Here is an 18,477-nt window from a genome sequence, read left to right on the forward strand (position 1 = left end):
CCCCGGCACCGCACGCCCCGACCGTCCCCCAGGACACGGCCGCACCGGGCACCGCACGCCCGACCACGCCCAGCCACCGCACGCCCCGGCACCGCACCCGCCGATCGCCCGGCCACGGCCGGCCCCGCGCACCCGCACGGCCCCGGCCGCCGCGTCAGGCGGAGTGCCCCCGGCAGGGGAGCTCGCGCACCCGCCGTGTGGCCGAGGCCCGCGCCGCCAGCTCCTCGTCCCCGGGGTAGCGCACCTCCTCCAGGCTGAGCCCCTGCGGTCCCACCACGTGCACGGAGGAGTCGCGCACGGCCGCGCCGAGCACCGTCCCGGGCCAGTCCGCGTCCCTGCGCCCGTCGCCCACGGCCAGGAGCGCCCCCACGAGGGCGCGCACCATGTTGTGGCAGAAGGCGTCCGCCTGGATCGTCCCGCGCAGCAGGTGGGTGTCCACGCGCGCCCACTCCAGGCGCAGCAGCTCCCTGACGGTCGTGGCGCCCTCCCGCTTCTTGCAGAAGGCCGCGAAGTCGTGCTCGCCGACCAGCCGTGCCGCGGCCTCGTTCATCCGGTCGGCGTCCAACGGGCTCCTGTGCCACAGCACCGACCGGCGCAGCAGAGGGTCCACCCCGTGAGGGGCGTCGCTCACGTGGTACTCGTAGCGCCGGAACAGCGGGGAGAACCGCGCGTCGAACCCCGGCGGGGCCTTCCGGGCCCCGGTCACGCGCACGTCCTTGGGCAGGACCCCGGCGAGGCGGCGGAGCACCCTCTCCCCCTCGGCCTCCCAGGTGGCCGCCGGGATGTCCGCCTGCGCCACCTGCCCCCTGGCGTGCACCCCGGCGTCCGTGCGCCCCGCGCAGGTCAGTGCCACGCGCGGCAGCCGCAGGACCCTCTCCAGGGCCGACTCCAGCTCGCCCTGCACCGTGCGGCGCCCGGGCTGCGCGGCCCACCCGGAGAAGTCCGTGCCGTCGTAGGCGATGTCCAGCCGGATCCTGACCGCCGGCTCCGCCCCGGACGCGTCGCCGGCGTCCCGGCCGCGCGCCGGAGTCGCGGCGGCGCCACCGCTCGCGACGCCCCCCGGAGCACCGGCGCTTCCCGGCTCCTTCACCGCGGCGCCGTGCGGGGGCTCCACCGCGGGCCCCGCCCCGGCCGTCGTCCCGTTCTCGTCCATCACACCCATCCGTTCAGGCCCACCGTCGGAGGGCGGCGCGCCAGGCGTCCGCCCTCCTGGAAAACACGAGTGCCCGACCCCCGGAGGGGTCGGGCACTCGGCGAGCGGTCGCACACACAGGTCCTGCCCGCGCGCGCCATCCGCCCTACTTGCTCTCGGCGCTCTTCTCGGCGGCCTCGTCGGTCTCGGCGACCTCTTCGGTCTCCGTGGCCGCGGTCTCCTCGGCGGGGGCCTCGGCGGGCTCCTCGACCGGGGCGGTGGCCGGAGCGGCGGGGGCGTTCAGCGCCTCGACCAGCTCGATGACCGCCATGGGGGCGTTGTCGCCCTTGCGCGGACCGATCTTGGTGATCCGGGTGTAGCCACCGGGACGGTTCTCGAAGCGCGGGCCGATCTCGGTGAACAGCTCGTGCACCACGGACTTGTCCGTGATCTTGGTGAGAACCTGGCGACGGGCGTGCAGGTCACCGCGCTTGCCGAGGGTGATCAGCTTCTCGGCGTACGGGCGCAGACGCTTGGCCTTGGCCTCGGTGGTGCGAATGCGGCCGTGCTGGAACAGCGAGGTCGCGAGGTTCGCCAGGATGTGCCGCTCGTGAGCGGGCCCGGAACCCAGACGGGCGCCCTTGGTAGGCGTGGGCATGGTGTCGTTCTCCTAGTGATGCGATCCGCGGCCGCACTCGGCCGTGGACCATGTGGGCGACGAAGGTCGGTTAGTACTGCTCCGTCTCGACGAAGGACTCGCCCTCGTCGTCGTCGGAGCTGTAGGAGTCGGCCGCCGTACTGGGGTCGAATCCGGGCGGGGAGTCCTTCAGGGACAGGCCCATGTCGATGAGCTTCTGCTTGACCTCGTCGATGGACTTCGCACCGAAGTTGCGGATGTCCAGCAGGTCCTGCTCGGAGCGGGCGACCAGCTCACCAACGCTGTGGATGCCCTCCCGCTTGAGGCAGTTGTACGAGCGCACCGTCAGGTTGAGGTCCTCGATGGGCAGCGCCAGGTCCGCCGCGAGGGCGGCGTCCGTCGGCGACGGGCCCATGTCGATGCCCTCGGCGTCGACGTTGAGCTCCCGCGCCAGACCGAACAGCTCGACCAGGGTCTTGCCCGCGCTGGCGACCGCGTCACGGGGACGGATGGCCGGCTTGGTCTCGATGTCGACGATCAGGCGGTCGAAGTCGGTGCGCTGCTCGACACGGGTGGCCTCGACCTTGTAGGTCACACGCAGGACCGGGGAGTAGATGGAGTCGATCGGGATGCGACCGATCTCCTGGCCGGCCTGCTTGTTCTGCGTCGCCGAGACGTAGCCGCGGCCGCGCTCGACCGTCAGCTCCATCTCCAGCTTGCCCTTGCCGTTGAGCGTGGCGATGTGCAGCTCGGGGTTGTGCACCTCGACGCCGGCGGGCGGAGCGATGTCCGCCGCGGTGACGACGCCGGGGCCCTGCTTGCGCAGGTACATCAGCACGGGCTCGTCGTGCTCGGAGCTGACGACCAGGCCCTTGAGGTTGAGGATCATCTCCGTGACGTCCTCCTTGACACCGGGCACGGTGGTGAACTCGTGCTCGACGCCCTCGATGCGGATGCTGGTGACAGCCGCGCCGGGGATGGAGGACAGCAGGGTGCGCCGGAGCGAGTTGCCGATGGTGTAGCCGAAACCGGGCTCCAGCGGCTCGATGACAAACCTCGAGCGCAGGTCCGAGATGACTTCCTCGGCGAGCGTGGGACGCTGTGCGATCAACATGGTCCGTGTCTTCCCTTCCACATGGCCGACCGCTATATGACGGCCACCGGATGGACGTTCCGCCGGAACGGCGGTGTCCACTACTCGGATTACTACCCAGCCCGCGCGGGCCCCAGCGGGGACCGCGCGGGATCAAGCACGGCACGGTGCCCTGCCGGCCGGGGCCGCGGGCACGCGCTGCCGATCAGACGCGGCGGCGCTTCGGCGGACGGCAGCCGTTGTGCGGGACCGGGGTGACGTCCTGGATGGAGCCCACCTCGAGGCCGGTCGCCTGGAGCGAGCGGATGGCGGTCTCCCGGCCGGAGCCCGGGCCCTTCACGAAGACGTCCACCTTGCGGACGCCGTGCTCCTGCGCGCGACGGGCAGCGGCCTCGGCGGCCATCTGCGCGGCGTACGGCGTCGACTTGCGCGAGCCCTTGAAGCCCACCTGTCCGGAGCTTGCCCACGCGATCACGGCACCGGTCGGGTCGGTGATGCTCACGATCGTGTTGTTGAACGTGCTCTTGATGTGAGCGTGTCCGTGGACAATGTTCTTCTTTTCCTTGCGGCGCACCTTGCGCGCGGCACCCTGACGGCCCTTAGGCGGCATTAGCGAAACTCCCAGAGATCATCGGTCCGTTGCTGTTCTCGGACGCGGTCGACAGTCCGAGCGGACTACTTCTTACCGGCCTTCTTCTTACCGGCCACGGTCTTCTTCTTGCCCTTGCGGGTACGCGCGTTGGTCTGCGTGCGCTGACCGCGGACCGGGAGCCCGCGACGGTGGCGGACGCCCTGGTAGCTACCGATCTCCATCTTGCGACGGATGTCGCCCTGCACCTCGCGGCGCAGGTCGCCCTCGACCTGGTAGTTCGCGCCGATCCACTCGCGCAGCTTGACCAGGTCCTCTTCGGACAGCTGGTGGACGCGCGTGTTGCCGTCGACGCCGGTCTGCTTCAGGGTCTCGAGCGCGCGGGTGCGGCCGATCCCGAAGATGTACGTGAGAGCGATCTCCACCCGCTTGTCGCGAGGGAGGTCAACGCCTTCAATACGTGCCATGTGGGCGAGACTCCATATCCATGCCCCGGAGGTCTGCCCCGTTCCACCCTCTCGTCGCCCAATCGACGAGGCCCCGGCCTCCGACCGGGGGTTGTCCCCGGGCCTCGTCGGCGCCGGGAATCGGAACAGGTTTTCGTTTGTACTGCGCCCGGGAGGGAAGTCCTTCCCTTGCCGGGTTGTCGCGGTTCAGAAGCCGCGGCGAGCTGCGGGGGTGTTAGCCCTGGCGCTGCTTGTGCCGCGGGTCCGAGCAAATGACCATGATCCGACGGTTGCGACGGATCACGCGGCACTTCGCGCAGATCTTCTTCACGCTCGGCTTGACCTTCATGGTGACTCCGAACTCATCACATCACTCATCCTGGGCCGTGCGGCCCACGACGGGCTACTTGTAGCGGTAAACGATGCGCCCGCGCGTGAGGTCGTACGGGCTCAGCTCCACGACGACGCGGTCGTCGGGGAGAATACGGATGTAGTTCATCCGCATCTTGCCGCTGATGTGGGCAAGAACCTGGTGCCCGTTGTCGAGCTCTACCTTGAACATCGCGTTGGGTAGGGACTCGACAACGGAACCCTCGATCTCGATGGCGCCGTCTTTCTTTGCCATGTCCTCCACGCCTCGCTCATCGATTGGTTGATCAGGCCCGACGCGACCCCGGTGGTCTCGCACAACGCGACGGCCCCGGCGACACCGGACGGGCCGGATGTCGTCGACGCCAGGACACACTGGTAGTTCAGGCCAACTGCAAGGGCGTACGTCGATGGGAAGACGTGGCACAAAGAAGGCAGACTGACCCAACAGCCCGCGTATGGGCAGTGACAGTCTATCGCCTTCGGGCAAGTGCTTCTGACCGGCGGGCAGAGAACCCTACACCGTCGTCCCCACAGGGGGAACCGGCGCCGCTCCGCGCCCCGGGCCGCCTCCGGCGACCGCCTTCCTCCCCCGGCCGACGGCCCCGGGCCCGCGGACGGGACCGGGCCGCGGCCGCCCTGGGGCCGGCCTACGGCGCGTGGCCGCCGCCGGGGTGGCTGCGCTGCGAGGCCAGGACCCCGAAGGTCACCACGCTCATCACGATGCCCCACGGCCCCAGCACCCACAGGAACCACGGGTAGTTGTAGTCGGTGGTGAGGAAGAGGATCAGCCAGATCACGAAGCACAGGACGTTGACCCCGGCGTACAGGATCCACGGCACCATCAGCGCCGGGTCCCGCATGCTGATCGGCGGCGCCAGCAGGGGCTCCTCCTGGAGCGGGGAGGCCCCGTGCAGGTCCGCCAGGTCGCGCTCGGGGAGGTCGCGGGTGACCGTGGCGAGCTCGTCCGCCGTCCGGGACTTGTAGACGCGGCCGAGCCGGTCGGTGAACTCCTCGTGGTCGAGCCGGCCTTGGGCGAAGTGCGCCTGGAGGAGCTGCGCGACACGGTCGCGCTCGGAGTCGGACGTTCGTATCGACGGCACCGGGTCGGACACTGCGCGCACCTCGATCTTCACCCGTGAGTGGTCGCGTCCCGCGCGCGGTGCGCGTGGGGCGGGGCCGCTACCAGGTTGGCTGGACGAACCCCATATGAGCGATTTTATCGCGGTTGGACTCACGAGCGGTCAGGACCACGGGGCCCTCGGCGGTCACCGCGACCGTGTGCTCGAAGTGCGCCGCCCTCTTGCCGTCCCTCGTGACCACCGTCCAGCCGTCGTCCAGCTGGAGCACGTCCTGGCGGCCCAGGGTGGTCATCGGCTCGATCGCCAGGCACATGCCCTCGACGAGCTTCAGCCCGCGGCCCCGCTTGCCGTAGTTGAGGACGTGCGGGTCCATGTGCATCTCGGTGCCGATGCCGTGGCCGCCGTACTCGCGGACGTTGCCGTAGCCGCCGTTCGCGGAGATGTGGCCGCCGATCGCGAAGCCGATGTCGCCCAGGCGGTTGCCCGGCCGCATCTGCGCGATCCCCTGCCACATGGACTCCTCGCAGACCTCCATCATGCGGAGGTCCTCGGGCCGGCCCTCGCCCACGGCGACGGTGATCGCCGAGTCCCCGTGCCAGCCGTCCAGGATGGCGCCGCAGTCGATGGAGATGATGTCGCCCTCGGCCAGCACCCGGTCGGCGCTGGGGATGCCGTGGACGACCTCCTCGTTGACCGAGGCGCAGATGGACCCGGGGAAGCCGTGGTAGCCCTTGAAGGACGGGACGGCGCCCGCGTCGCGGATGACCTTCTCCGCCACGGAGTCGAGCTCCAGTGTGGACACTCCGGGCCGCACGGCGGCCCGGAGGGTGTCCAGGGCGCGGGCCACGACCTGGCCCGCCGCCCTCATCTTGGCGATCTGTTCCGGCGTCTTGATCTGCACGTCCGGCTCCGCCTTCCGAAACATCAGGAACTGGCCTTTCGGGCCTGCTCCTCGATCGCGGCCTTGGCCCGGGCCGTGACCGCGTCCACGGAGCCCGTGGCGGCGATGGTCGCCAGCAGCCCCTCGCGCTCGTAGAACTCCACCAGCGGCGCGGTCTGCTCGCGGTAGACCTTCAGGCGGTGCCTGATGGTCTCCTCGCGGTCGTCCTCGCGCTGGTACAGCGCGGCGCCCTCGTGGTCGCACACGCCCGCGGACTTCGGGGCGTCGTACTCCACGTGGTACACGCGGCCGCACTCGGGGCACGAACGGCGCCCGGAGAGGCGCTTGACGACCTCGTCCTCGTCCACCCTCAGCTCCAGGACCACGTCCAGGTGCGTCTTCAGGTCGGCCAGGATGCCCTTGAGCGTCTCCGCCTGCGGGACGTTGCGGGGGAAGCCGTCGAGCAGGAAGCCCACAGCGGCGTCGTCCTGCGCCAGTCGGTCCTTGACCATGGCGTTCGTGACCTCGTCGGGGACGAGGTCGCCACGGTCCATGTACTCCCTGGCCTTCTTGCCAAGCTCCGTGCCACCGCTGACGTTGGCCCGGAAGATGTCACCGGTGGACACCTTCGGGATCGACAGCTCCGACGCGAGGATCTGGGCCTGGGTGCCTTTGCCGGCCCCAGGCGGCCCCACCAATACTGCTCGCATTTATCGCAGAAAACCTTCGTAGTTCCTCTGCTGGAGGTGACTCTCGATCTGCTTCACCGTGTCCAGCCCGACACCGACCATGATCAGGATGCTCGTCCCGCCGAAGGGGAAGTTCGCGTTGGCGCCGGTGGCCCCGAGCGCGACCATCGGGAGAAGAGCGATCACACCCAGGTACAGGGATCCGGGGGTCGTCAGCCTCGTCAGGACGTAGTCGAGGTACTCGGCGGTCGGACGCCCCGGTCGGATACCCGGGATGAACCCACCGTACTTCTTCATGTTGTCGGCGACTTCAGTGGGGTTGAACGTAATCGCCACGTAGAAGAACGCGAACCCGATGATCATGACGAAGAAGGTCGCCAGGTACACGGGGTGCGTGCCGGTCAGGAAGTAGGTCTGGATGAAGGTCACCACGGGGTTCGTGGAGTCCTGGCCGACCAGTCCGACGACCAGCTGCGGGAGGTAGAGCAGCGAGGAGGCGAAGATCACGGGGATGATGCCCGCCTGGTTGACCTTCAGCGGGATGTAGGTCGAACTTCCGCCGTACATGCGGCGTCCCACCATGCGCTTGGCGTACTGCACCGGGATGCGGCGCTGCGCCTGCTCCATGAAGACCACCGCGGCCACGAGCACGAGGCCCGCGATGCAGATGAGGGTGAAGACCCAGATGGAGCGCTCCTCGAAGAGCCCCATGATGGAGGACGGGAACATCGCGATGACCTGGGTGAAGATCAGGAGCGACATGCCGTTGCCCACGCCGCGCTCGGTGATCAGCTCGCCGAACCACATGACGATGGCGGTGCCGGCGGTCATCACGAAGACGATCGTCACCAGGGTCAGGATGTCCTGGTTGGGCATGTAGGTGCTGACCGGGATGGCCCCCTGGAACAGGGCGCCCGTCCTGGCCATGGCGACGATGCTGGTGGCCTGCAGGACCGCGAGCATCAGCGTGAGGTAGCGGGTGTATTGGGTGATCTTGCTCTGACCCGACTGGCCCTCCTTCTTGAGGGCCTCCAGGCGGGGGATCACCACCGTGAGCAGGTTGATGATGATGCTCGCGGTGATGTACGGCATGACCCCGAGCGCCAACACCGCCAGTTGCAACAGTGCGCCGCCGCTGAACAGGTTCACGAGCGCGTACACACCGCTCTGGTCGGCGGCGGTGACCGCCTCCATCTGCTCCCGGATCGCCGCGGAGTCGATACCCGGAGCGGGAATCACCGACCCCAGACGGAAGATCGTCAGGATGAACAGTGTGAACAGCAGCTTGTTACGCAGGTCGGGCGTGCGAAATGCACGGACGAACGCACCTAGCACGTCTCCTCCTGCGCGGCTTCGGCGGCGGAACGGGTTCCAGACATCGCGGCCGATCCTGAATCGTCGTAGAACGTCAGCAGCGGGCAGTCGCCCGTTGCTCGGAAGTATTCACAGTACGTCAAGCGGGGAGCTCAAACAGATGGAACTGTAACAGCCATCACGCGGCAGTTGCGGTCGTGAGTCATAACGATCACTTCTCACAACACACGGGGGCGCCCGCCGACCGGTCTTTCACTGACCTGCCGGGCGGACGCCCCCAGTTGCGCATTTCGGGGTAGACCCCTACAGCTCGGTGACGGAGCCACCGGCAGCGGCGATCTTCTCCTTCGCCGAGGAGGAGAACGCGTTCGCGCTCACCTGCACGGCGACGGTGATCTCACCGGTGCCCAGAACCTTGACGAGCTGGTTCTTGCGAACCGCGCCCTTGGCGACCAGGGCCTCGACGGTGACCTCGCCACCCTCGGGGAACAGCTCGCTCAGCTTGTCCAGGTTGACGACCTGGTAGGTCGTCTTGAACCGCGCGTTGCTGAAGCCCTTGAGCTTCGGCACCCGGCGGATGAGGGGCATCTGCCCGCCCTCGAAGCCGGGGCGGACGGTGTTACGAGCCTTGGTGCCCTTGGTGCCCCGGCCCGCGGTCTTGCCCTTGGACGCCTCGCCGCGGCCCTTGCGGGTCTTGGCCTTGTTGGCGCCCGGGGCGGGCCGCAGGTGGTGCAGCTTGAGCAGCTCGTCGGGGTTGTAGTCGCTCATTCGGCAACCTCCTCGACAGAGACGAGGTGCGCGACGATCGTGATCTGCCCGCGAACCTCAGGGCGGTCCTCACGGACGGTGGACTTGCCGATCCGGCCCAGGCCGAGCGACTGGAGAGCAGCGTGCTGCTTCACCTTGCCGCCGATCTTGGAGCGGGTCTGCGTGATCTTGAGCTTGGCCATGGTCAGGCTCCTGCCTTCGCCTCAGCACGAGCACGCAGCATGGCGGCCGGGGCGACGTCCTCGATCGGCAGGCCACGGCGGGCGGCGATCTCCTCGGGCTGGTTGAGCCCCTTGAGAGCCGCCACGGTGGCGTGCACGATGTTCAGCGGGTTGGACGACCCGAGCGACTTGCTCAGGATGTCGTGGATGCCGGCGCACTCCAGCACGGCGCGCACGGGGCCGCCGGCGATGACGCCGGTACCCGGAGCGGCCGGACGGAGCAGGACGACGCCAGCGGCGTCCTCGCCCTGGACCCGGTGCACGATGGTGCCCTGGATGCGGGGGACGCGGAAGAAGTTCTTCTTCGCCTCCTCGACGCCCTTGGCGATCGCGGCCGGAACTTCCTTGGCCTTGCCGTAACCGACACCGACCATCCCGTTGCCGTCACCGACGACGACGAGAGCGGTGAAGGAGAAGCGACGGCCGCCCTTGACGACCTTCGCGACCCGGTTGATGGTCACGACCTTCTCGATGTAGGAGACACCCTTGTCTGCGGCGCCGCCGCGGCGATCGTCACGGCGATCACGCCGCTCGCCACCGGCGCCGCGCCGCGGTGCTGCAGCCATCAGTGGTTCCTCTTCTCGTGGTTGATCTTGCCCAGTACAGAGGTCATCGCTAGAACTCCAGCCCGCCCTCGCGCGCCGCGTCGGCGAGCTTGGCGATACGGCCGGCGTACTGGTTGCCGCCGCGGTCGAACACCACGGCGGAGACCCCAGCGGCCTTGGCGCGCTCAGCGATGAGCTGACCGACCTTGGCGGACTTGTCGGACTTGGTGCCCTCGGCACCGCGCAGGTCGGCCTCGACGCTGGAGGCGGCGACCAGGGTGTGGCCCCTGGTGTCGTCGATGACCTGCGCGACGATGTGCTTGGAGGACCGGAACACGGCCAGACGCGGACGCTCGGCGGTGCCCACGACCTTCTTGCGGACGCGGAACTGGCGGCGCGCACGGGAGGTCGCGCTCTTGGAGGTCCGCTTGCGCACGGAGATACCCATGGCTACTTACCAGCCTTTCCGGCCTTGCGGCGGATGTGCTCGCCCTGGTACCGCACGCCCTTGGCCTTGTACGGGTCCGGCTTGCGCAGGCTGCGGATGTTCGCGGCGACCTGGCCCACCAGCTGCTTGTCGATGCCCTCCACGTGGAGGATCGTCGGCTTCTCGACGCGGAAGGTGATGCCCTGCGGGGGCTCGACCACGACGGGGTGGCTGTAGCCCAGCGAGAACTCCAGGTTGGAGCCGCGGGCCTGGACGCGGTAACCCACGCCGTGGATCTCCAGCGTCTTCGTGTAGCCCTTGGAGACGCCCTCGGTGAGGTTCGCGACCAGTGCACGGGTCAGACCGTGCAGCGACCGGTTCTCCGGCTTGTCGTCGGGACGCGCAACCGTGACGACCCCGTCCTCGAAGGAGACGGTGATCGGCTCGGCGACGGTGTGCTTCAGTTCGCCCTTCGGCCCCTTGACAGTGACGTCTTGCCCGTTAATCGTGACTTCGACGCCCTTGGGGACCGAGAGCGGCAGTCGACCGATTCGCGACATGCTTCAGTCTCTCCCTCTACCAGACGTAGGCGAGGACTTCGCCGCCCACGCCGCGCTTCTTGGCCTGCTTGTCGGTCATCAGGCCACCGGACGTCGAAATGATCGCCACACCGAGGCCACCCAGCACGCGCGGGAGGTTCTCCTTCTTGGCGTACACCCGCAGACCGGGCTTGGAGACCCGGCGGATGCCCGCGATCGAACGCTCCCGGGTGGGGCCGTACTTCAGGTCCAGGACGAGGCTCTTGCCCACAGGGGCCTCCTCGGTCCGGTGGCCCTGAATGAAGCCCTCCTGCTGGAGGATCTCGGCGATGTGCGCCTTGATCTTGGAATACGGCATCGCCACGGTGTCGTGGTAAGCCGAATTCGCGTTACGCAGACGCGTGAGCATGTCTGCGATCGGGTCGGTCATCGTCATGGCCGACTGGCCCTTCCTCACCGCGGTTTCCGAGTGCGGGCTTTCCCAGAGCCTGCCCTCCCACGGGTCTCCCCGTGGAGGTGCACAAACGGACCTACGGCGTGGTCGTGGGCACCGCTGTCCCTCGCGGGACTGCCGTGCCCTGATGGTTGGATGTTGCTGGACCGCTGACCGCGTCGGGCGGTCACGGACACTTGTCGAGCCACCAAGGGGGTGGCGGTTCGGGGGGCCGAACCCAGTGCGCCCTCCTCAGGGAGTGAGCGCCTGGTCGGCCCCGCCGGAAACTACCAGCTCGACTTGGTGATACCGGGCAGCTCGCCGCGGTGCGCCATCTCGCGGAAGCAGATGCGGCAGAGGCCGAACTTCCGGTAGACGGCGCGCGGACGGCCGCACCGAGAGCATCGAGTATACGCGCGGACGCTGAACTTCGGCTTCCGCTGCGCCTTGGCGATCAGGGACTTCTTAGCCATGTGTGCTTACCCCTCAGGCTTCCTTGAACGGGAAACCGAGCCGCTTGAGCAGGCTGCGGCCCTGTTCGTCGGTCGTGGCCGTGGTGACAACCGTGATGTCCATCCCACGCTGCCGGTCGACCTTGTCCGGGTCCACCTCGTGGAACATGACCTGCTCGGTCAGACCGAAGGTGTAGTTGCCGTTCCCGTCGAACTGCTTCGGGGAGAGGCCGCGGAAGTCCCGGATACGGGGCAGAGCCAGCGAGAGCAGCCGGTCGAGGAACTCCCACATCCGGTCGCCGCGCAGCGTGACGCTGGCGCCGATCGGCTGGCCCTCGCGCAGCTTGAACTGCGCGATGGAGTTCTTGGCCCGGTTGATCCGAGGCTTCTGGCCGGTGATCGCCGAGATGTCGGCGATCGCGCCCTGGATCAGCTTCGCGTCACGAGCCGCCTCGCCGACACCCATGTTGACCACGATCTTCGTGAGACCGGGGACCTGCATGATGTTGGCGATGTCGTGCTCCTCCTTGAGGGCAGCGACGATCTCGTTACGGTACTTCTCCTTGAGCCGCGGCATCGGAGGGGCCGTGATGTCGTTGGTAACCGTCATCAGATGTCCTTACCGGTGCGACGGGAGACGCGAACCTTGGTTCCGTCGTCCTCGAAGCGGTAGCCGACCCGGGAGGGCTTGCCGTCCTCGGCGAGCGCGATGTTGCTCACGTGGATCGGGGCCTCCTTCGTGACGACCTCGCCCTGCTGGCCGCCCGCCGGGTTCGCCTTCCTGTGCTTCTTGACCAGGTTGACGCCCTCGACGACGACACGGTCTTCCTTCGGCAGGGCCTTGACGACCTTGCCGGTGGCACCCTTGTCCTTGCCGGCGAGGACGATGACCTCGTCGCCAGTTTTGATCTTCATCGCTCAGAGCACCTCCGGCGCCAGCGAAATGATGCGCATGTACTTCTTGTCACGCAGCTCGCGGCCCACCGGGCCGAAGATGCGGGTGCCTCGCGGGTCCCCACCGTCCTTGATGAGCACGGCAGCGTTCTCATCGAAGCGGATGTAGGAGCCGTCGGGCCGGCGGCGCTCCTTGACGGTGCGCACGACAACGGCCTTGACGACGTCGCCCTTCTTGACTCCAGCGCCAGGCAGGGCGTCCTTCACCGTGGCGACGATCGTGTCGCCGATCCCGGCGTAGCGCCGACCCGAGCCACCGAGAACACGGATGGTGAGGATCTCCTTGGCACCCGTGTTGTCGGCGACCTTGAGTCGCGACTCCTGCTGAATCACGTCTGCTCCTGATGTGATGCGTGCGGTCCACTGCCGCACGGCTAGGTGGTCTCACCCCTCGCGCTGGCGGCCGACAACGCGTGTCGGCCGCCAAACGCAGGCTGGGGTTACTTAGCCTTCTCCAGGATCTCCACGACGCGCCAACGCTTCGTCGCGGAGAGCGGCCGGGTCTCCATCACTCGGACCCGGTCGCCGACGCCACAGGAGTTCGCCTCGTCGTGCGCCTTGTACTTGGTCGTCCGACGGATGACCTTGCCGTACATGGCGTGCTTGATGCGGTCCTCGACCTCGACAACGACGGTCTTGTCCATCTTGTCGCTGACGACGTAGCCCTCGCGCACCTTGCGGTAGTTGCGGGTCGCGGTCTGGTTCTCACTCATTCGGCTGCTTCCTTCGTCTCCTCAGCCGACTCACCAGACAGCGGGGCGATGCCCAGCTCGTGCTCACGCATGACCGTGTAGATCCGCGCGATCTCGCGCTTGACGGTCCGCAGACGGCTGTGGTTGTCGAGCTGGCCGGTGGCGGCCTGGAAGCGGAGGTTGAAGAGCTCTTCCTTGGCTTCCTTGAGCTTGGCGACCAGGTCCTCGACGGACTGGTCCCGGAGCTCATGGGCAGTCACGGACTTCGCCATCACTCCCCCTCCCGCTTAACAAACTTGCACTTCATCGGGAGCTTGTGCATGGCACGGCGCATCGCCTCCTTGGCGATGTCCTCGGGCACGCCCGACAGCTCGAACATCACGCGACCGGGCTTGACCGGCGCGACCCACCACTCGGGTGAACCCTTACCGGAGCCCATGCGGACCTCGGCGGGCTTCTTCGTCAGCGGACGGTCCGGGAAGATGTTGATCCACACCTTGCCGCCACGCTTGATGTGACGCGTCATAGCGATACGAGCGGACTCGATCTGACGGTTGGTGACGTAGGCCGACTCCAGAGCCTGGATGCCGTACTCGCCGAAAGTGACCGTCGTTCCACCCTTGGCCTTACCGCGCAGATCCGGGTGGTGCTGCTTGCGGTACTTGACCTTACGAGGAATAAGCACTGGTCAGCTCCCCTCGGGCTTCGCGGACTCGGCCGGAGCCTTGGCCTCGGTGTTCTGCGGCTGACCGCCGCCGGCACCGCCACGACGACGACGCTGCGGGCGCTCGCGGCGCTGACCGCCGCCACCGCCGCCGCCACCGGCGGAACGCTGGGCGGCCTGGGCCGCCTCGCGCTCGGCGCGGGTCGCGGGCGCGTCACCCTTGTAGATCCACACCTTGACGCCGATGCGGCCGAACGTCGTACGGGCCTCGAAGAAGCCGTAGTCGATGTCGGCGCGGAGCGTGTGCAGCGGGACCCGGCCCTCGCGGTAGAACTCCGAGCGGGACATCTCAGCCCCGCCCAGGCGTCCGCCGCACTGGATACGGATGCCCTTGGCACCGCTCTTCATCGCGCTCTGCATCGCCTTGCGCATCGCGCGGCGGAAGGCCACACGGCTGCTCAGCTGCTCGGCGACGCCCTGGGCGACGAGCTGTGCGTCGACCTCGGGGTTCTTGACCTCGAAGACGTTGAGCTGAACCTGCTTGGAGGTCAGCTTCTCCAGGTCGGTCCGGATTCGATCGGCCTCGACGCCGCGGCGGCCGATGACGATGCCCGGCCGGGCGGTGTAGACGTCCACGCGGACACGGTCACGGGTGCGCTCGATCTCGACCTTGGAGATGCCCGCGCGCTCCATGCCGCGGGTCAGCATCCGACGGATCGCAACGTCTTCCTTGACGTAGTCCTTGTAGGACTTGTCGGCGTACCAGCGGCTCTTGAAGTCGGTGGTGATGCCGAGGCGGAACCCGTGCGGGTTTACCTTCTGCCCCACTATCGGGTCCTTTCCTTCGTCTTGGACGAGGCGCCCGAGCGCTCAGCGACGACCACGGTGATGTGGCTCGTACGCTTGGTCACCCGGAAGGCGCGGCCGAAGCCTCGCGGTCGAATGCGCTTCAGGGTCGGACCCTCGTCCACCCATGCGCCCTCGACCACCAGCGTCTCGCGGTCCAGCTTGTCGTTGTGCTCAGCGTTGGCGATGGCGCTAGCCAGCACCTTGCCAACAGGCTCGCTCGCCGACTGGGGCGCGAACCGGAGCACCGCCTGTGCCTCGTCAGCGGGCAACCCGCGAATAAGGTCCACCACCCGGCGGGCCTTCCGGGGCGTAACACGGACGAACCGTGCCTGTGCCCTCGTTCCCATCGCTTTTCCCTCGCTCACGGAAATTCATCTCCACTCACCGTGGAGAAATGGTTCTTTCTCCTGCTGCAACCGCTAACGGCGGCTACGGCGGTCTTCCTTGACGTGGCTACGGAAAGTACGCGTGGGAGCGAACTCACCGAGCTTGTGGCCGACCATCGACTCGGACACGAACACGGGGACGTGCTTGCGGCCATCGTGGACGGCGATCGTGTGACCGATCATCTCCGGGACGATCATGGACCGCCGGGACCACGTCTTGATGACGTTCTTGGTCCCCTTCTCGTTCTGGACTTCCACCTTCTTGATGAGGTGGTCGTCGACGAAGGGACCCTTCTTAAGGCTACGTGGCATCAGACGTGCTCCTTACCGCTTCTTCTTACCGCTACGCCGACGCCGCACGATCAGCTTGTCGCTGGCCTTGTTCTTGGCCCGGGTCCGGCCTTCCTTCTTGCCCCAGGGGCTGACCGGGTGTCGTCCACCGGAGGTCTTGCCCTCACCACCACCGTGCGGGTGGTCGACCGGGTTCATCACGACACCGCGGACGGTCGGGCGCTTGCCCTTCCAGCGGTTACGACCGGCCTTGCCCCAGTTGATGTTGGACTGCTCGGCGTTGCCGACCTGACCAACGGTGGCGCGGCAGGTGATCTCCACCATGCGCATCTCGCCGGAGGGCATACGCAGCGTGGCGTAACGGCCCTCCTTGGCGAGGAGCTGGATCTGGGAGCCGGCGGAGCGGCCCAGCTTGGCGCCACCACCCGGCTTCAGCTCGACCGCGTGCACGAACGTACCCGTGGGGATGTTGCGCAGCGGGAGGCAGTTGCCGGGCTTGATGTCGGACTGGGGGCCGTTCTCGACCCTGTCGCCCTGCTTGAGACCGGCGGGTGCCAGGATGTAGCGCTTCTCACCGTCCACGTAGTGGAGCAGTGCGATGCGAGCGGTGCGGTTCGGGTCGTACTCGATGTGAGCGACCTTGGCCGGAACGCCGTCCTTGTCGTGACGACGGAAGTCGATCACGCGGTAGGCGCGCTTGTGGCCACCACCCTGGTGGCGGGTCGTGATCCGGCCGTGGCCGTTGCGCCCGCCCTTGGAGTGCAGAGGACGCACCAGGGACTTCTCCGGCTCCGAGCGCGTGATCTCGACGAAGTCGCTCACGCTGGAACCGCGACGACCCGGTGTCGTCGGCTTGTACTTACGAATGCCCATCTTCTTCGCGCATTCCTTTACGTGTTGCTTGGTGTGTAGCGGTCAGACCCGGAAAGGTCACCGACCGAAGATGTCGATCCGGTCGCCCTCGGCGAGGCCGACGATCGCGCGCTTCGTGTCGGGACGCTTCCCGAAACCGAAACGGGTCCGCTTGCGCTTGCCCTTCCGGTTGATCGTGTTCACGCTCGTGACCTTCACCTCGAAGATCTTCTCGATCGCGATCTTGATCTGGGTCTTGTTGGCGTCGGGCTTGACGATGAACGTGTACTTGTTCTCGTCCATGAGCCCGTAGCTCTTCTCGGAGATCACCGGCTCGATGATGATGTCCCGGTGGTCGGCGATCCTCACTGGTCGTCCTCCTCGGACTGAGCGGCCTTGGAGGCGCCGGCCGCGTGGGCCAGGAACTCGGCGTAGCCCGCCTCGGTGAAGACCACGTCGTCCGAGTAGAGGACGTCGTAGGTGTTCACCTGGTCCGCGTCGAGGATGTGCACCTCTTCGAGGTTGCGCAGGGCGCGCCGGTTGTGCTCGTCGTCGCGGGCCAGGACGACCAGGACCTTGTCGGACCCGGTGACCTGGCGGAGCGCCTTCAGAGCGTTCTGCGTGAGCTTGCTGCTCGCGTCCTCGGCCACGAAGTGGCTGATGACGTGGATACGGCCGTGCGTGGCCCGGTCGGAGAGGGCGGCGCGCAGGGCGGCGGCCTTCATCTTCTTCGGGGTCCGCTGGCTGTAGTCGCGCGGCTGCGGTCCGTGGACCGTGCCACCGCCGGTGTACTGCGGGGCGCGGATGGAGCCCTGGCGGGCCCGGCCGGTGCCCTTCTGGCGGTACGGCTTCTTACCACCGCCGCGGACCTCGCCGCGGGTCTTGGTGGCGTGCGTGCCCTGGCGGCCCGCGGCCAGCTGGGCGTTCACGACCTGGTGCAGGAGCGGGATGCTGACCTGCTGGGCGAAGACGCTCTCCGGCAGCTCGACACTGCCCTGAGCGGCGCCCTCGGGGTTCTTGACCTCGATCTGGGCCATGGCTTACTTGTCCCCCTTCACAGCGGTGCGGACGAGCACCAGACCGCCGTTGGGACCGGGCACAGCACCCTTGACCAGGATGAGGCCCTTCTCCGCGTCCACGGAGTGAACGGTCAGGTTCTGGACGGTCTTGCGCACGTTGCCCATGCGCCCTGCCATCCGCATGCCCTTGAAAACGCGGCCGGGCGTGGCGCAGCCGCCGATGGAACCGGGCGAGCGGTGCTTGCGCTGGGTACCGTGCGAGGCGGAGAGGCCACGGAAGCCGTGACGCTTCATCACACCCGCGAAGCCCTTGCCCTTGCTCTTGCCCGTGACGTCGACCGTCTGGCCGCTCTCGAAGCTGTCCGCGGCGACCTCCTGGCCGAGCGTGTACTCGGAGGCGTCGGTGGTGCGGACCTCGACGTAGTGCCGGCGCGGGGTCAGGTCGTTCTTGCGCAGGTAGTCGCCGAGGGGCTTGTTCACCTTGCGCGGGTTGATCTGCCCGTAGCCGAGCTGGACGGCCGAGTAGCCATCGGTGTCCGGAGTCCGGATGCGGCTCACGACGCACGGACCGGCCTTCAGAACCGTCACGGGCACCATCTTGCCCGTGTCGTCGAAGACCTGGGTCATGCCGAGCTTTTCGCCCAGAACTCCCTTGATCTGCTTGGTGGCCATGTCTGTGCGTCCTTAAAGCTTGATCTCGATGTCAACACCAGCCGGCAGGTCGAGTCGCATGAGCGAGTCGACCGTCTTCGGCGTGGGGTCGATGATGTCGATCAGCCGCTTGTGGGTGCGCATCTCGAAGTGCTCGCGCGAGTCCTTGTACTTGTGCGGCGATCGGATGACGCAGTAAACGTTCTTTTCCGTCGGCAGCGGCACCGGGCCCGCGACCTGTGCGCCAGTTCGCGTCACAGTCTCGACGATCTTGCGCGCCGAGCTGTCGATGACCTCGTGGTCATAGGCCTTTAGCCGAATGCGGATCTTCTGTCCCGCCATGTGGCCTGTTCGTCCTTCGCTTCAGTGTCCGTAACGGTGAGCTGTCCCGGTCACAGAAGCCCAGGCCTGACGGAATCCGCCGTGTGGCCGTGAGCCCCTATTCCCTTGAGAAACCGCAACAGGGCTTGCCCCTGCGGTGCGTCACCGTCACAGTGCCCGAT

32 protein-coding genes are annotated in these 18,477 nt (G+C 67.6%); all 32 read right to left on the reverse strand.

Annotated features, from left to right (window positions below; translation table 11 throughout):
- Positions 1 to 154 precede the first annotated feature (154 nt).
- The 32 genes from truA to rpsJ all read right to left on the reverse strand — a co-directional run bounded on the left by truA (position 155) and on the right by rpsJ (position 18,316).
- Positions 155 to 1,153, reverse strand: a complete 999-nt coding sequence (truA, locus tag ACIRPH_RS25515) for a tRNA pseudouridine(38-40) synthase TruA (RefSeq protein ID WP_402918757.1) — start codon at positions 1,151 to 1,153, stop codon at positions 155 to 157.
- Positions 1,154 to 1,298: 145 nt separating this feature from the next.
- Positions 1,299 to 1,790 (reverse strand): 50S ribosomal protein L17, encoded by a 492-nt coding sequence (gene rplQ / locus ACIRPH_RS25520; protein ID WP_402918759.1) that lies wholly within the window; start codon positions 1,788 to 1,790, stop codon positions 1,299 to 1,301.
- A 70-nt stretch (positions 1,791 to 1,860) separates the two neighbouring features.
- Positions 1,861 to 2,883 (reverse strand): DNA-directed RNA polymerase subunit alpha, encoded by a 1,023-nt coding sequence (locus ACIRPH_RS25525; protein WP_267946670.1) that lies wholly within the window; start codon positions 2,881 to 2,883, stop codon positions 1,861 to 1,863.
- 184 nt (positions 2,884 to 3,067) lie between these two features.
- Positions 3,068 to 3,472: a 30S ribosomal protein S11 gene (gene rpsK / locus ACIRPH_RS25530; protein ID WP_053616319.1), complete on the reverse strand. Its 405-nt coding sequence runs from the start codon at positions 3,470 to 3,472 to the stop codon at positions 3,068 to 3,070.
- A gap of 65 nt (positions 3,473 to 3,537) precedes the next feature.
- Positions 3,538 to 3,918 carry a 30S ribosomal protein S13 gene (gene rpsM, locus ACIRPH_RS25535; RefSeq protein ID WP_267946671.1) on the reverse strand — a complete coding sequence of 127 codons (381 nt, stop codon included), beginning with the start codon at positions 3,916 to 3,918 and terminating at the stop codon, positions 3,538 to 3,540.
- A gap of 214 nt (positions 3,919 to 4,132) precedes the next feature.
- Positions 4,133 to 4,246 (reverse strand): 50S ribosomal protein L36, encoded by a 114-nt coding sequence (gene rpmJ, locus ACIRPH_RS25540; RefSeq protein ID WP_082206327.1) that lies wholly within the window; start codon positions 4,244 to 4,246, stop codon positions 4,133 to 4,135.
- 54 nt (positions 4,247 to 4,300) lie between these two features.
- Positions 4,301 to 4,522, reverse strand: coding sequence for a translation initiation factor IF-1 (gene infA / locus ACIRPH_RS25545; protein WP_013156135.1), 222 nt, complete (start codon positions 4,520 to 4,522; stop codon positions 4,301 to 4,303).
- Between the two features lie 394 nt (positions 4,523 to 4,916).
- Positions 4,917 to 5,381: a DUF1707 domain-containing protein gene (locus ACIRPH_RS25550; protein WP_402918763.1), complete on the reverse strand. Its 465-nt coding sequence runs from the start codon at positions 5,379 to 5,381 to the stop codon at positions 4,917 to 4,919.
- A gap of 67 nt (positions 5,382 to 5,448) precedes the next feature.
- On the reverse strand, positions 5,449 to 6,273 hold the full coding sequence (gene map / locus ACIRPH_RS25555) for a type I methionyl aminopeptidase (RefSeq protein WP_402918765.1): 825 nt from the start codon (positions 6,271 to 6,273) through the stop codon (positions 5,449 to 5,451).
- The gene (locus tag ACIRPH_RS25560; protein ID WP_402918767.1) at positions 6,273 to 6,938 is read right to left on the reverse strand and encodes an adenylate kinase; all 666 of its coding nucleotides are present in this window, start codon (positions 6,936 to 6,938) and stop codon (positions 6,273 to 6,275) included. The genes map and ACIRPH_RS25560 overlap by 1 nt, the downstream gene beginning before the upstream one ends.
- Positions 6,939 to 8,252: a preprotein translocase subunit SecY gene (gene secY, locus ACIRPH_RS25565; protein WP_402918769.1), complete on the reverse strand. Its 1,314-nt coding sequence runs from the start codon at positions 8,250 to 8,252 to the stop codon at positions 6,939 to 6,941.
- A 282-nt stretch (positions 8,253 to 8,534) separates the two neighbouring features.
- A complete protein-coding gene (gene rplO / locus ACIRPH_RS25570) occupies positions 8,535 to 8,999 on the reverse strand; it encodes a 50S ribosomal protein L15 (RefSeq protein WP_402918771.1) in 465 nt (154 codons plus the stop codon).
- Positions 8,996 to 9,181 (reverse strand): 50S ribosomal protein L30, encoded by a 186-nt coding sequence (gene rpmD, locus ACIRPH_RS25575; protein ID WP_013156129.1) that lies wholly within the window; start codon positions 9,179 to 9,181, stop codon positions 8,996 to 8,998. The genes rplO and rpmD overlap by 4 nt, the downstream gene beginning before the upstream one ends.
- 2 nt (positions 9,182 to 9,183) lie before the next feature.
- A complete protein-coding gene (gene rpsE, locus ACIRPH_RS25580) occupies positions 9,184 to 9,786 on the reverse strand; it encodes a 30S ribosomal protein S5 (protein ID WP_267946677.1) in 603 nt (200 codons plus the stop codon).
- A 49-nt stretch (positions 9,787 to 9,835) separates the two neighbouring features.
- Entirely contained in the window at positions 9,836 to 10,213 is a 378-nt protein-coding gene (rplR, locus tag ACIRPH_RS25585; RefSeq protein ID WP_402918774.1) for a 50S ribosomal protein L18, read from the reverse strand.
- A gap of 2 nt (positions 10,214 to 10,215) precedes the next feature.
- Positions 10,216 to 10,752 (reverse strand): 50S ribosomal protein L6, encoded by a 537-nt coding sequence (gene rplF, locus ACIRPH_RS25590; protein WP_267946679.1) that lies wholly within the window; start codon positions 10,750 to 10,752, stop codon positions 10,216 to 10,218.
- A gap of 16 nt (positions 10,753 to 10,768) precedes the next feature.
- The gene (rpsH, locus tag ACIRPH_RS25595) at positions 10,769 to 11,167 is read right to left on the reverse strand and encodes a 30S ribosomal protein S8 (protein ID WP_267946680.1); all 399 of its coding nucleotides are present in this window, start codon (positions 11,165 to 11,167) and stop codon (positions 10,769 to 10,771) included.
- Between the two features lie 284 nt (positions 11,168 to 11,451).
- Positions 11,452 to 11,637 (reverse strand): type Z 30S ribosomal protein S14, encoded by a 186-nt coding sequence (locus tag ACIRPH_RS25600; protein ID WP_267946681.1) that lies wholly within the window; start codon positions 11,635 to 11,637, stop codon positions 11,452 to 11,454.
- A gap of 13 nt (positions 11,638 to 11,650) precedes the next feature.
- On the reverse strand, positions 11,651 to 12,226 hold the full coding sequence (gene rplE / locus ACIRPH_RS25605) for a 50S ribosomal protein L5 (RefSeq protein WP_267946682.1): 576 nt from the start codon (positions 12,224 to 12,226) through the stop codon (positions 11,651 to 11,653).
- Positions 12,226 to 12,531, reverse strand: a complete 306-nt coding sequence (rplX, locus tag ACIRPH_RS25610) for a 50S ribosomal protein L24 (protein WP_267946683.1) — start codon at positions 12,529 to 12,531, stop codon at positions 12,226 to 12,228. Before rplX ends, rplE begins: the two co-directional genes overlap by 1 nt.
- Before the next feature lie 3 nt (positions 12,532 to 12,534).
- The gene (gene rplN, locus ACIRPH_RS25615; protein WP_013156121.1) at positions 12,535 to 12,903 is read right to left on the reverse strand and encodes a 50S ribosomal protein L14; all 369 of its coding nucleotides are present in this window, start codon (positions 12,901 to 12,903) and stop codon (positions 12,535 to 12,537) included.
- 107 nt (positions 12,904 to 13,010) lie between these two features.
- Positions 13,011 to 13,283, reverse strand: coding sequence for a 30S ribosomal protein S17 (gene rpsQ, locus ACIRPH_RS25620; RefSeq protein WP_267946684.1), 273 nt, complete (start codon positions 13,281 to 13,283; stop codon positions 13,011 to 13,013).
- On the reverse strand, positions 13,280 to 13,534 hold the full coding sequence (gene rpmC / locus ACIRPH_RS25625) for a 50S ribosomal protein L29 (RefSeq protein WP_267946685.1): 255 nt from the start codon (positions 13,532 to 13,534) through the stop codon (positions 13,280 to 13,282). The genes rpsQ and rpmC overlap by 4 nt, the downstream gene beginning before the upstream one ends.
- Positions 13,534 to 13,947 (reverse strand): 50S ribosomal protein L16, encoded by a 414-nt coding sequence (gene rplP / locus ACIRPH_RS25630; RefSeq protein ID WP_267946686.1) that lies wholly within the window; start codon positions 13,945 to 13,947, stop codon positions 13,534 to 13,536. Before rplP ends, rpmC begins: the two co-directional genes overlap by 1 nt.
- 3 nt (positions 13,948 to 13,950) lie before the next feature.
- Positions 13,951 to 14,754, reverse strand: coding sequence for a 30S ribosomal protein S3 (gene rpsC / locus ACIRPH_RS25635; RefSeq protein WP_402918780.1), 804 nt, complete (start codon positions 14,752 to 14,754; stop codon positions 13,951 to 13,953).
- Entirely contained in the window at positions 14,754 to 15,122 is a 369-nt protein-coding gene (rplV, locus tag ACIRPH_RS25640) for a 50S ribosomal protein L22 (protein ID WP_267950527.1), read from the reverse strand. The genes rpsC and rplV overlap by 1 nt, the downstream gene beginning before the upstream one ends.
- A 72-nt stretch (positions 15,123 to 15,194) precedes the next feature.
- The gene (gene rpsS, locus ACIRPH_RS25645; protein WP_053616300.1) at positions 15,195 to 15,473 is read right to left on the reverse strand and encodes a 30S ribosomal protein S19; all 279 of its coding nucleotides are present in this window, start codon (positions 15,471 to 15,473) and stop codon (positions 15,195 to 15,197) included.
- Between the two features lie 12 nt (positions 15,474 to 15,485).
- The gene (gene rplB / locus ACIRPH_RS25650; protein ID WP_330089887.1) at positions 15,486 to 16,325 is read right to left on the reverse strand and encodes a 50S ribosomal protein L2; all 840 of its coding nucleotides are present in this window, start codon (positions 16,323 to 16,325) and stop codon (positions 15,486 to 15,488) included.
- A 57-nt stretch (positions 16,326 to 16,382) separates the two neighbouring features.
- Positions 16,383 to 16,673, reverse strand: a complete 291-nt coding sequence (rplW, locus tag ACIRPH_RS25655; RefSeq protein WP_267946689.1) for a 50S ribosomal protein L23 — start codon at positions 16,671 to 16,673, stop codon at positions 16,383 to 16,385.
- Positions 16,670 to 17,341: a 50S ribosomal protein L4 gene (gene rplD / locus ACIRPH_RS25660; RefSeq protein ID WP_402918784.1), complete on the reverse strand. Its 672-nt coding sequence runs from the start codon at positions 17,339 to 17,341 to the stop codon at positions 16,670 to 16,672. Before rplD ends, rplW begins: the two co-directional genes overlap by 4 nt.
- A 3-nt stretch (positions 17,342 to 17,344) precedes the next feature.
- Positions 17,345 to 17,995 carry a 50S ribosomal protein L3 gene (gene rplC / locus ACIRPH_RS25665; protein ID WP_267946691.1) on the reverse strand — a complete coding sequence of 217 codons (651 nt, stop codon included), beginning with the start codon at positions 17,993 to 17,995 and terminating at the stop codon, positions 17,345 to 17,347.
- Between the two features lie 12 nt (positions 17,996 to 18,007).
- On the reverse strand, positions 18,008 to 18,316 hold the full coding sequence (rpsJ, locus tag ACIRPH_RS25670) for a 30S ribosomal protein S10 (protein ID WP_013156110.1): 309 nt from the start codon (positions 18,314 to 18,316) through the stop codon (positions 18,008 to 18,010).
- Between the last annotated feature and the right edge of the window lie 161 nt (positions 18,317 to 18,477).

This window comes from Nocardiopsis sp. NPDC101807, from assembly GCF_044766605.1.
In the GTDB taxonomy this organism is placed as follows: domain Bacteria; phylum Actinomycetota; class Actinomycetes; order Streptosporangiales; family Streptosporangiaceae; genus Nocardiopsis; species Nocardiopsis tropica.

What these genes read in the sequence shown, in the direction of transcription:
- rpsE (WP_267946677.1), bottom strand. Translation starts at nt 9,786, where the DNA reads ATGGCTGCAGCACCGCGGCGCGGCGCCGGTGGCGAGCGGCGTGATCGC.
- rplO (WP_402918771.1), bottom strand. Translation starts at nt 8,999, where the DNA reads ATGAGCGACTACAACCCCGACGAGCTGCTCAAGCTGCACCACCTGCGG.
- infA (WP_013156135.1), bottom strand. Translation starts at nt 4,522, where the DNA reads ATGGCAAAGAAAGACGGCGCCATCGAGATCGAGGGTTCCGTTGTCGAG.
- rplE (WP_267946682.1), bottom strand. Translation starts at nt 12,226, where the DNA reads ATGACGGTTACCAACGACATCACGGCCCCTCCGATGCCGCGGCTCAAG.
- rplX (WP_267946683.1), bottom strand. Translation starts at nt 12,531, where the DNA reads ATGAAGATCAAAACTGGCGACGAGGTCATCGTCCTCGCCGGCAAGGAC.
- rpsH (WP_267946680.1), bottom strand. Translation starts at nt 11,167, where the DNA reads ATGACGATGACCGACCCGATCGCAGACATGCTCACGCGTCTGCGTAAC.
- rplR (WP_402918774.1), bottom strand. Translation starts at nt 10,213, where the DNA reads ATGGGTATCTCCGTGCGCAAGCGGACCTCCAAGAGCGCGACCTCCCGT.
- rplB (WP_330089887.1), bottom strand. Translation starts at nt 16,325, where the DNA reads ATGGGCATTCGTAAGTACAAGCCGACGACACCGGGTCGTCGCGGTTCC.
- rpmJ (WP_082206327.1), bottom strand. Translation starts at nt 4,246, where the DNA reads ATGAAGGTCAAGCCGAGCGTGAAGAAGATCTGCGCGAAGTGCCGCGTG.
- rplC (WP_267946691.1), bottom strand. Translation starts at nt 17,995, where the DNA reads ATGGCCACCAAGCAGATCAAGGGAGTTCTGGGCGAAAAGCTCGGCATG.
- rpsK (WP_053616319.1), bottom strand. Translation starts at nt 3,472, where the DNA reads ATGCCGCCTAAGGGCCGTCAGGGTGCCGCGCGCAAGGTGCGCCGCAAG.
- truA (WP_402918757.1), bottom strand. Translation starts at nt 1,153, where the DNA reads ATGGACGAGAACGGGACGACGGCCGGGGCGGGGCCCGCGGTGGAGCCC.
- map (WP_402918765.1), bottom strand. Translation starts at nt 6,273, where the DNA reads ATGTTTCGGAAGGCGGAGCCGGACGTGCAGATCAAGACGCCGGAACAG.
- ACIRPH_RS25600 (WP_267946681.1), bottom strand. Translation starts at nt 11,637, where the DNA reads ATGGCTAAGAAGTCCCTGATCGCCAAGGCGCAGCGGAAGCCGAAGTTC.
- rplF (WP_267946679.1), bottom strand. Translation starts at nt 10,752, where the DNA reads ATGTCGCGAATCGGTCGACTGCCGCTCTCGGTCCCCAAGGGCGTCGAA.
- rplQ (WP_402918759.1), bottom strand. Translation starts at nt 1,790, where the DNA reads ATGCCCACGCCTACCAAGGGCGCCCGTCTGGGTTCCGGGCCCGCTCAC.
- rpmD (WP_013156129.1), bottom strand. Translation starts at nt 9,181, where the DNA reads ATGGCCAAGCTCAAGATCACGCAGACCCGCTCCAAGATCGGCGGCAAG.
- rpsM (WP_267946671.1), bottom strand. Translation starts at nt 3,918, where the DNA reads ATGGCACGTATTGAAGGCGTTGACCTCCCTCGCGACAAGCGGGTGGAG.
- ACIRPH_RS25560 (WP_402918767.1), bottom strand. Translation starts at nt 6,938, where the DNA reads ATGCGAGCAGTATTGGTGGGGCCGCCTGGGGCCGGCAAAGGCACCCAG.
- rpsS (WP_053616300.1), bottom strand. Translation starts at nt 15,473, where the DNA reads ATGCCACGTAGCCTTAAGAAGGGTCCCTTCGTCGACGACCACCTCATC.
- rpsJ (WP_013156110.1), bottom strand. Translation starts at nt 18,316, where the DNA reads ATGGCGGGACAGAAGATCCGCATTCGGCTAAAGGCCTATGACCACGAG.
- rplD (WP_402918784.1), bottom strand. Translation starts at nt 17,341, where the DNA reads ATGGCCCAGATCGAGGTCAAGAACCCCGAGGGCGCCGCTCAGGGCAGT.
- rplV (WP_267950527.1), bottom strand. Translation starts at nt 15,122, where the DNA reads ATGGGAACGAGGGCACAGGCACGGTTCGTCCGTGTTACGCCCCGGAAG.
- rpmC (WP_267946685.1), bottom strand. Translation starts at nt 13,534, where the DNA reads ATGGCGAAGTCCGTGACTGCCCATGAGCTCCGGGACCAGTCCGTCGAG.
- rpsQ (WP_267946684.1), bottom strand. Translation starts at nt 13,283, where the DNA reads ATGAGTGAGAACCAGACCGCGACCCGCAACTACCGCAAGGTGCGCGAG.
- ACIRPH_RS25525 (WP_267946670.1), bottom strand. Translation starts at nt 2,883, where the DNA reads ATGTTGATCGCACAGCGTCCCACGCTCGCCGAGGAAGTCATCTCGGAC.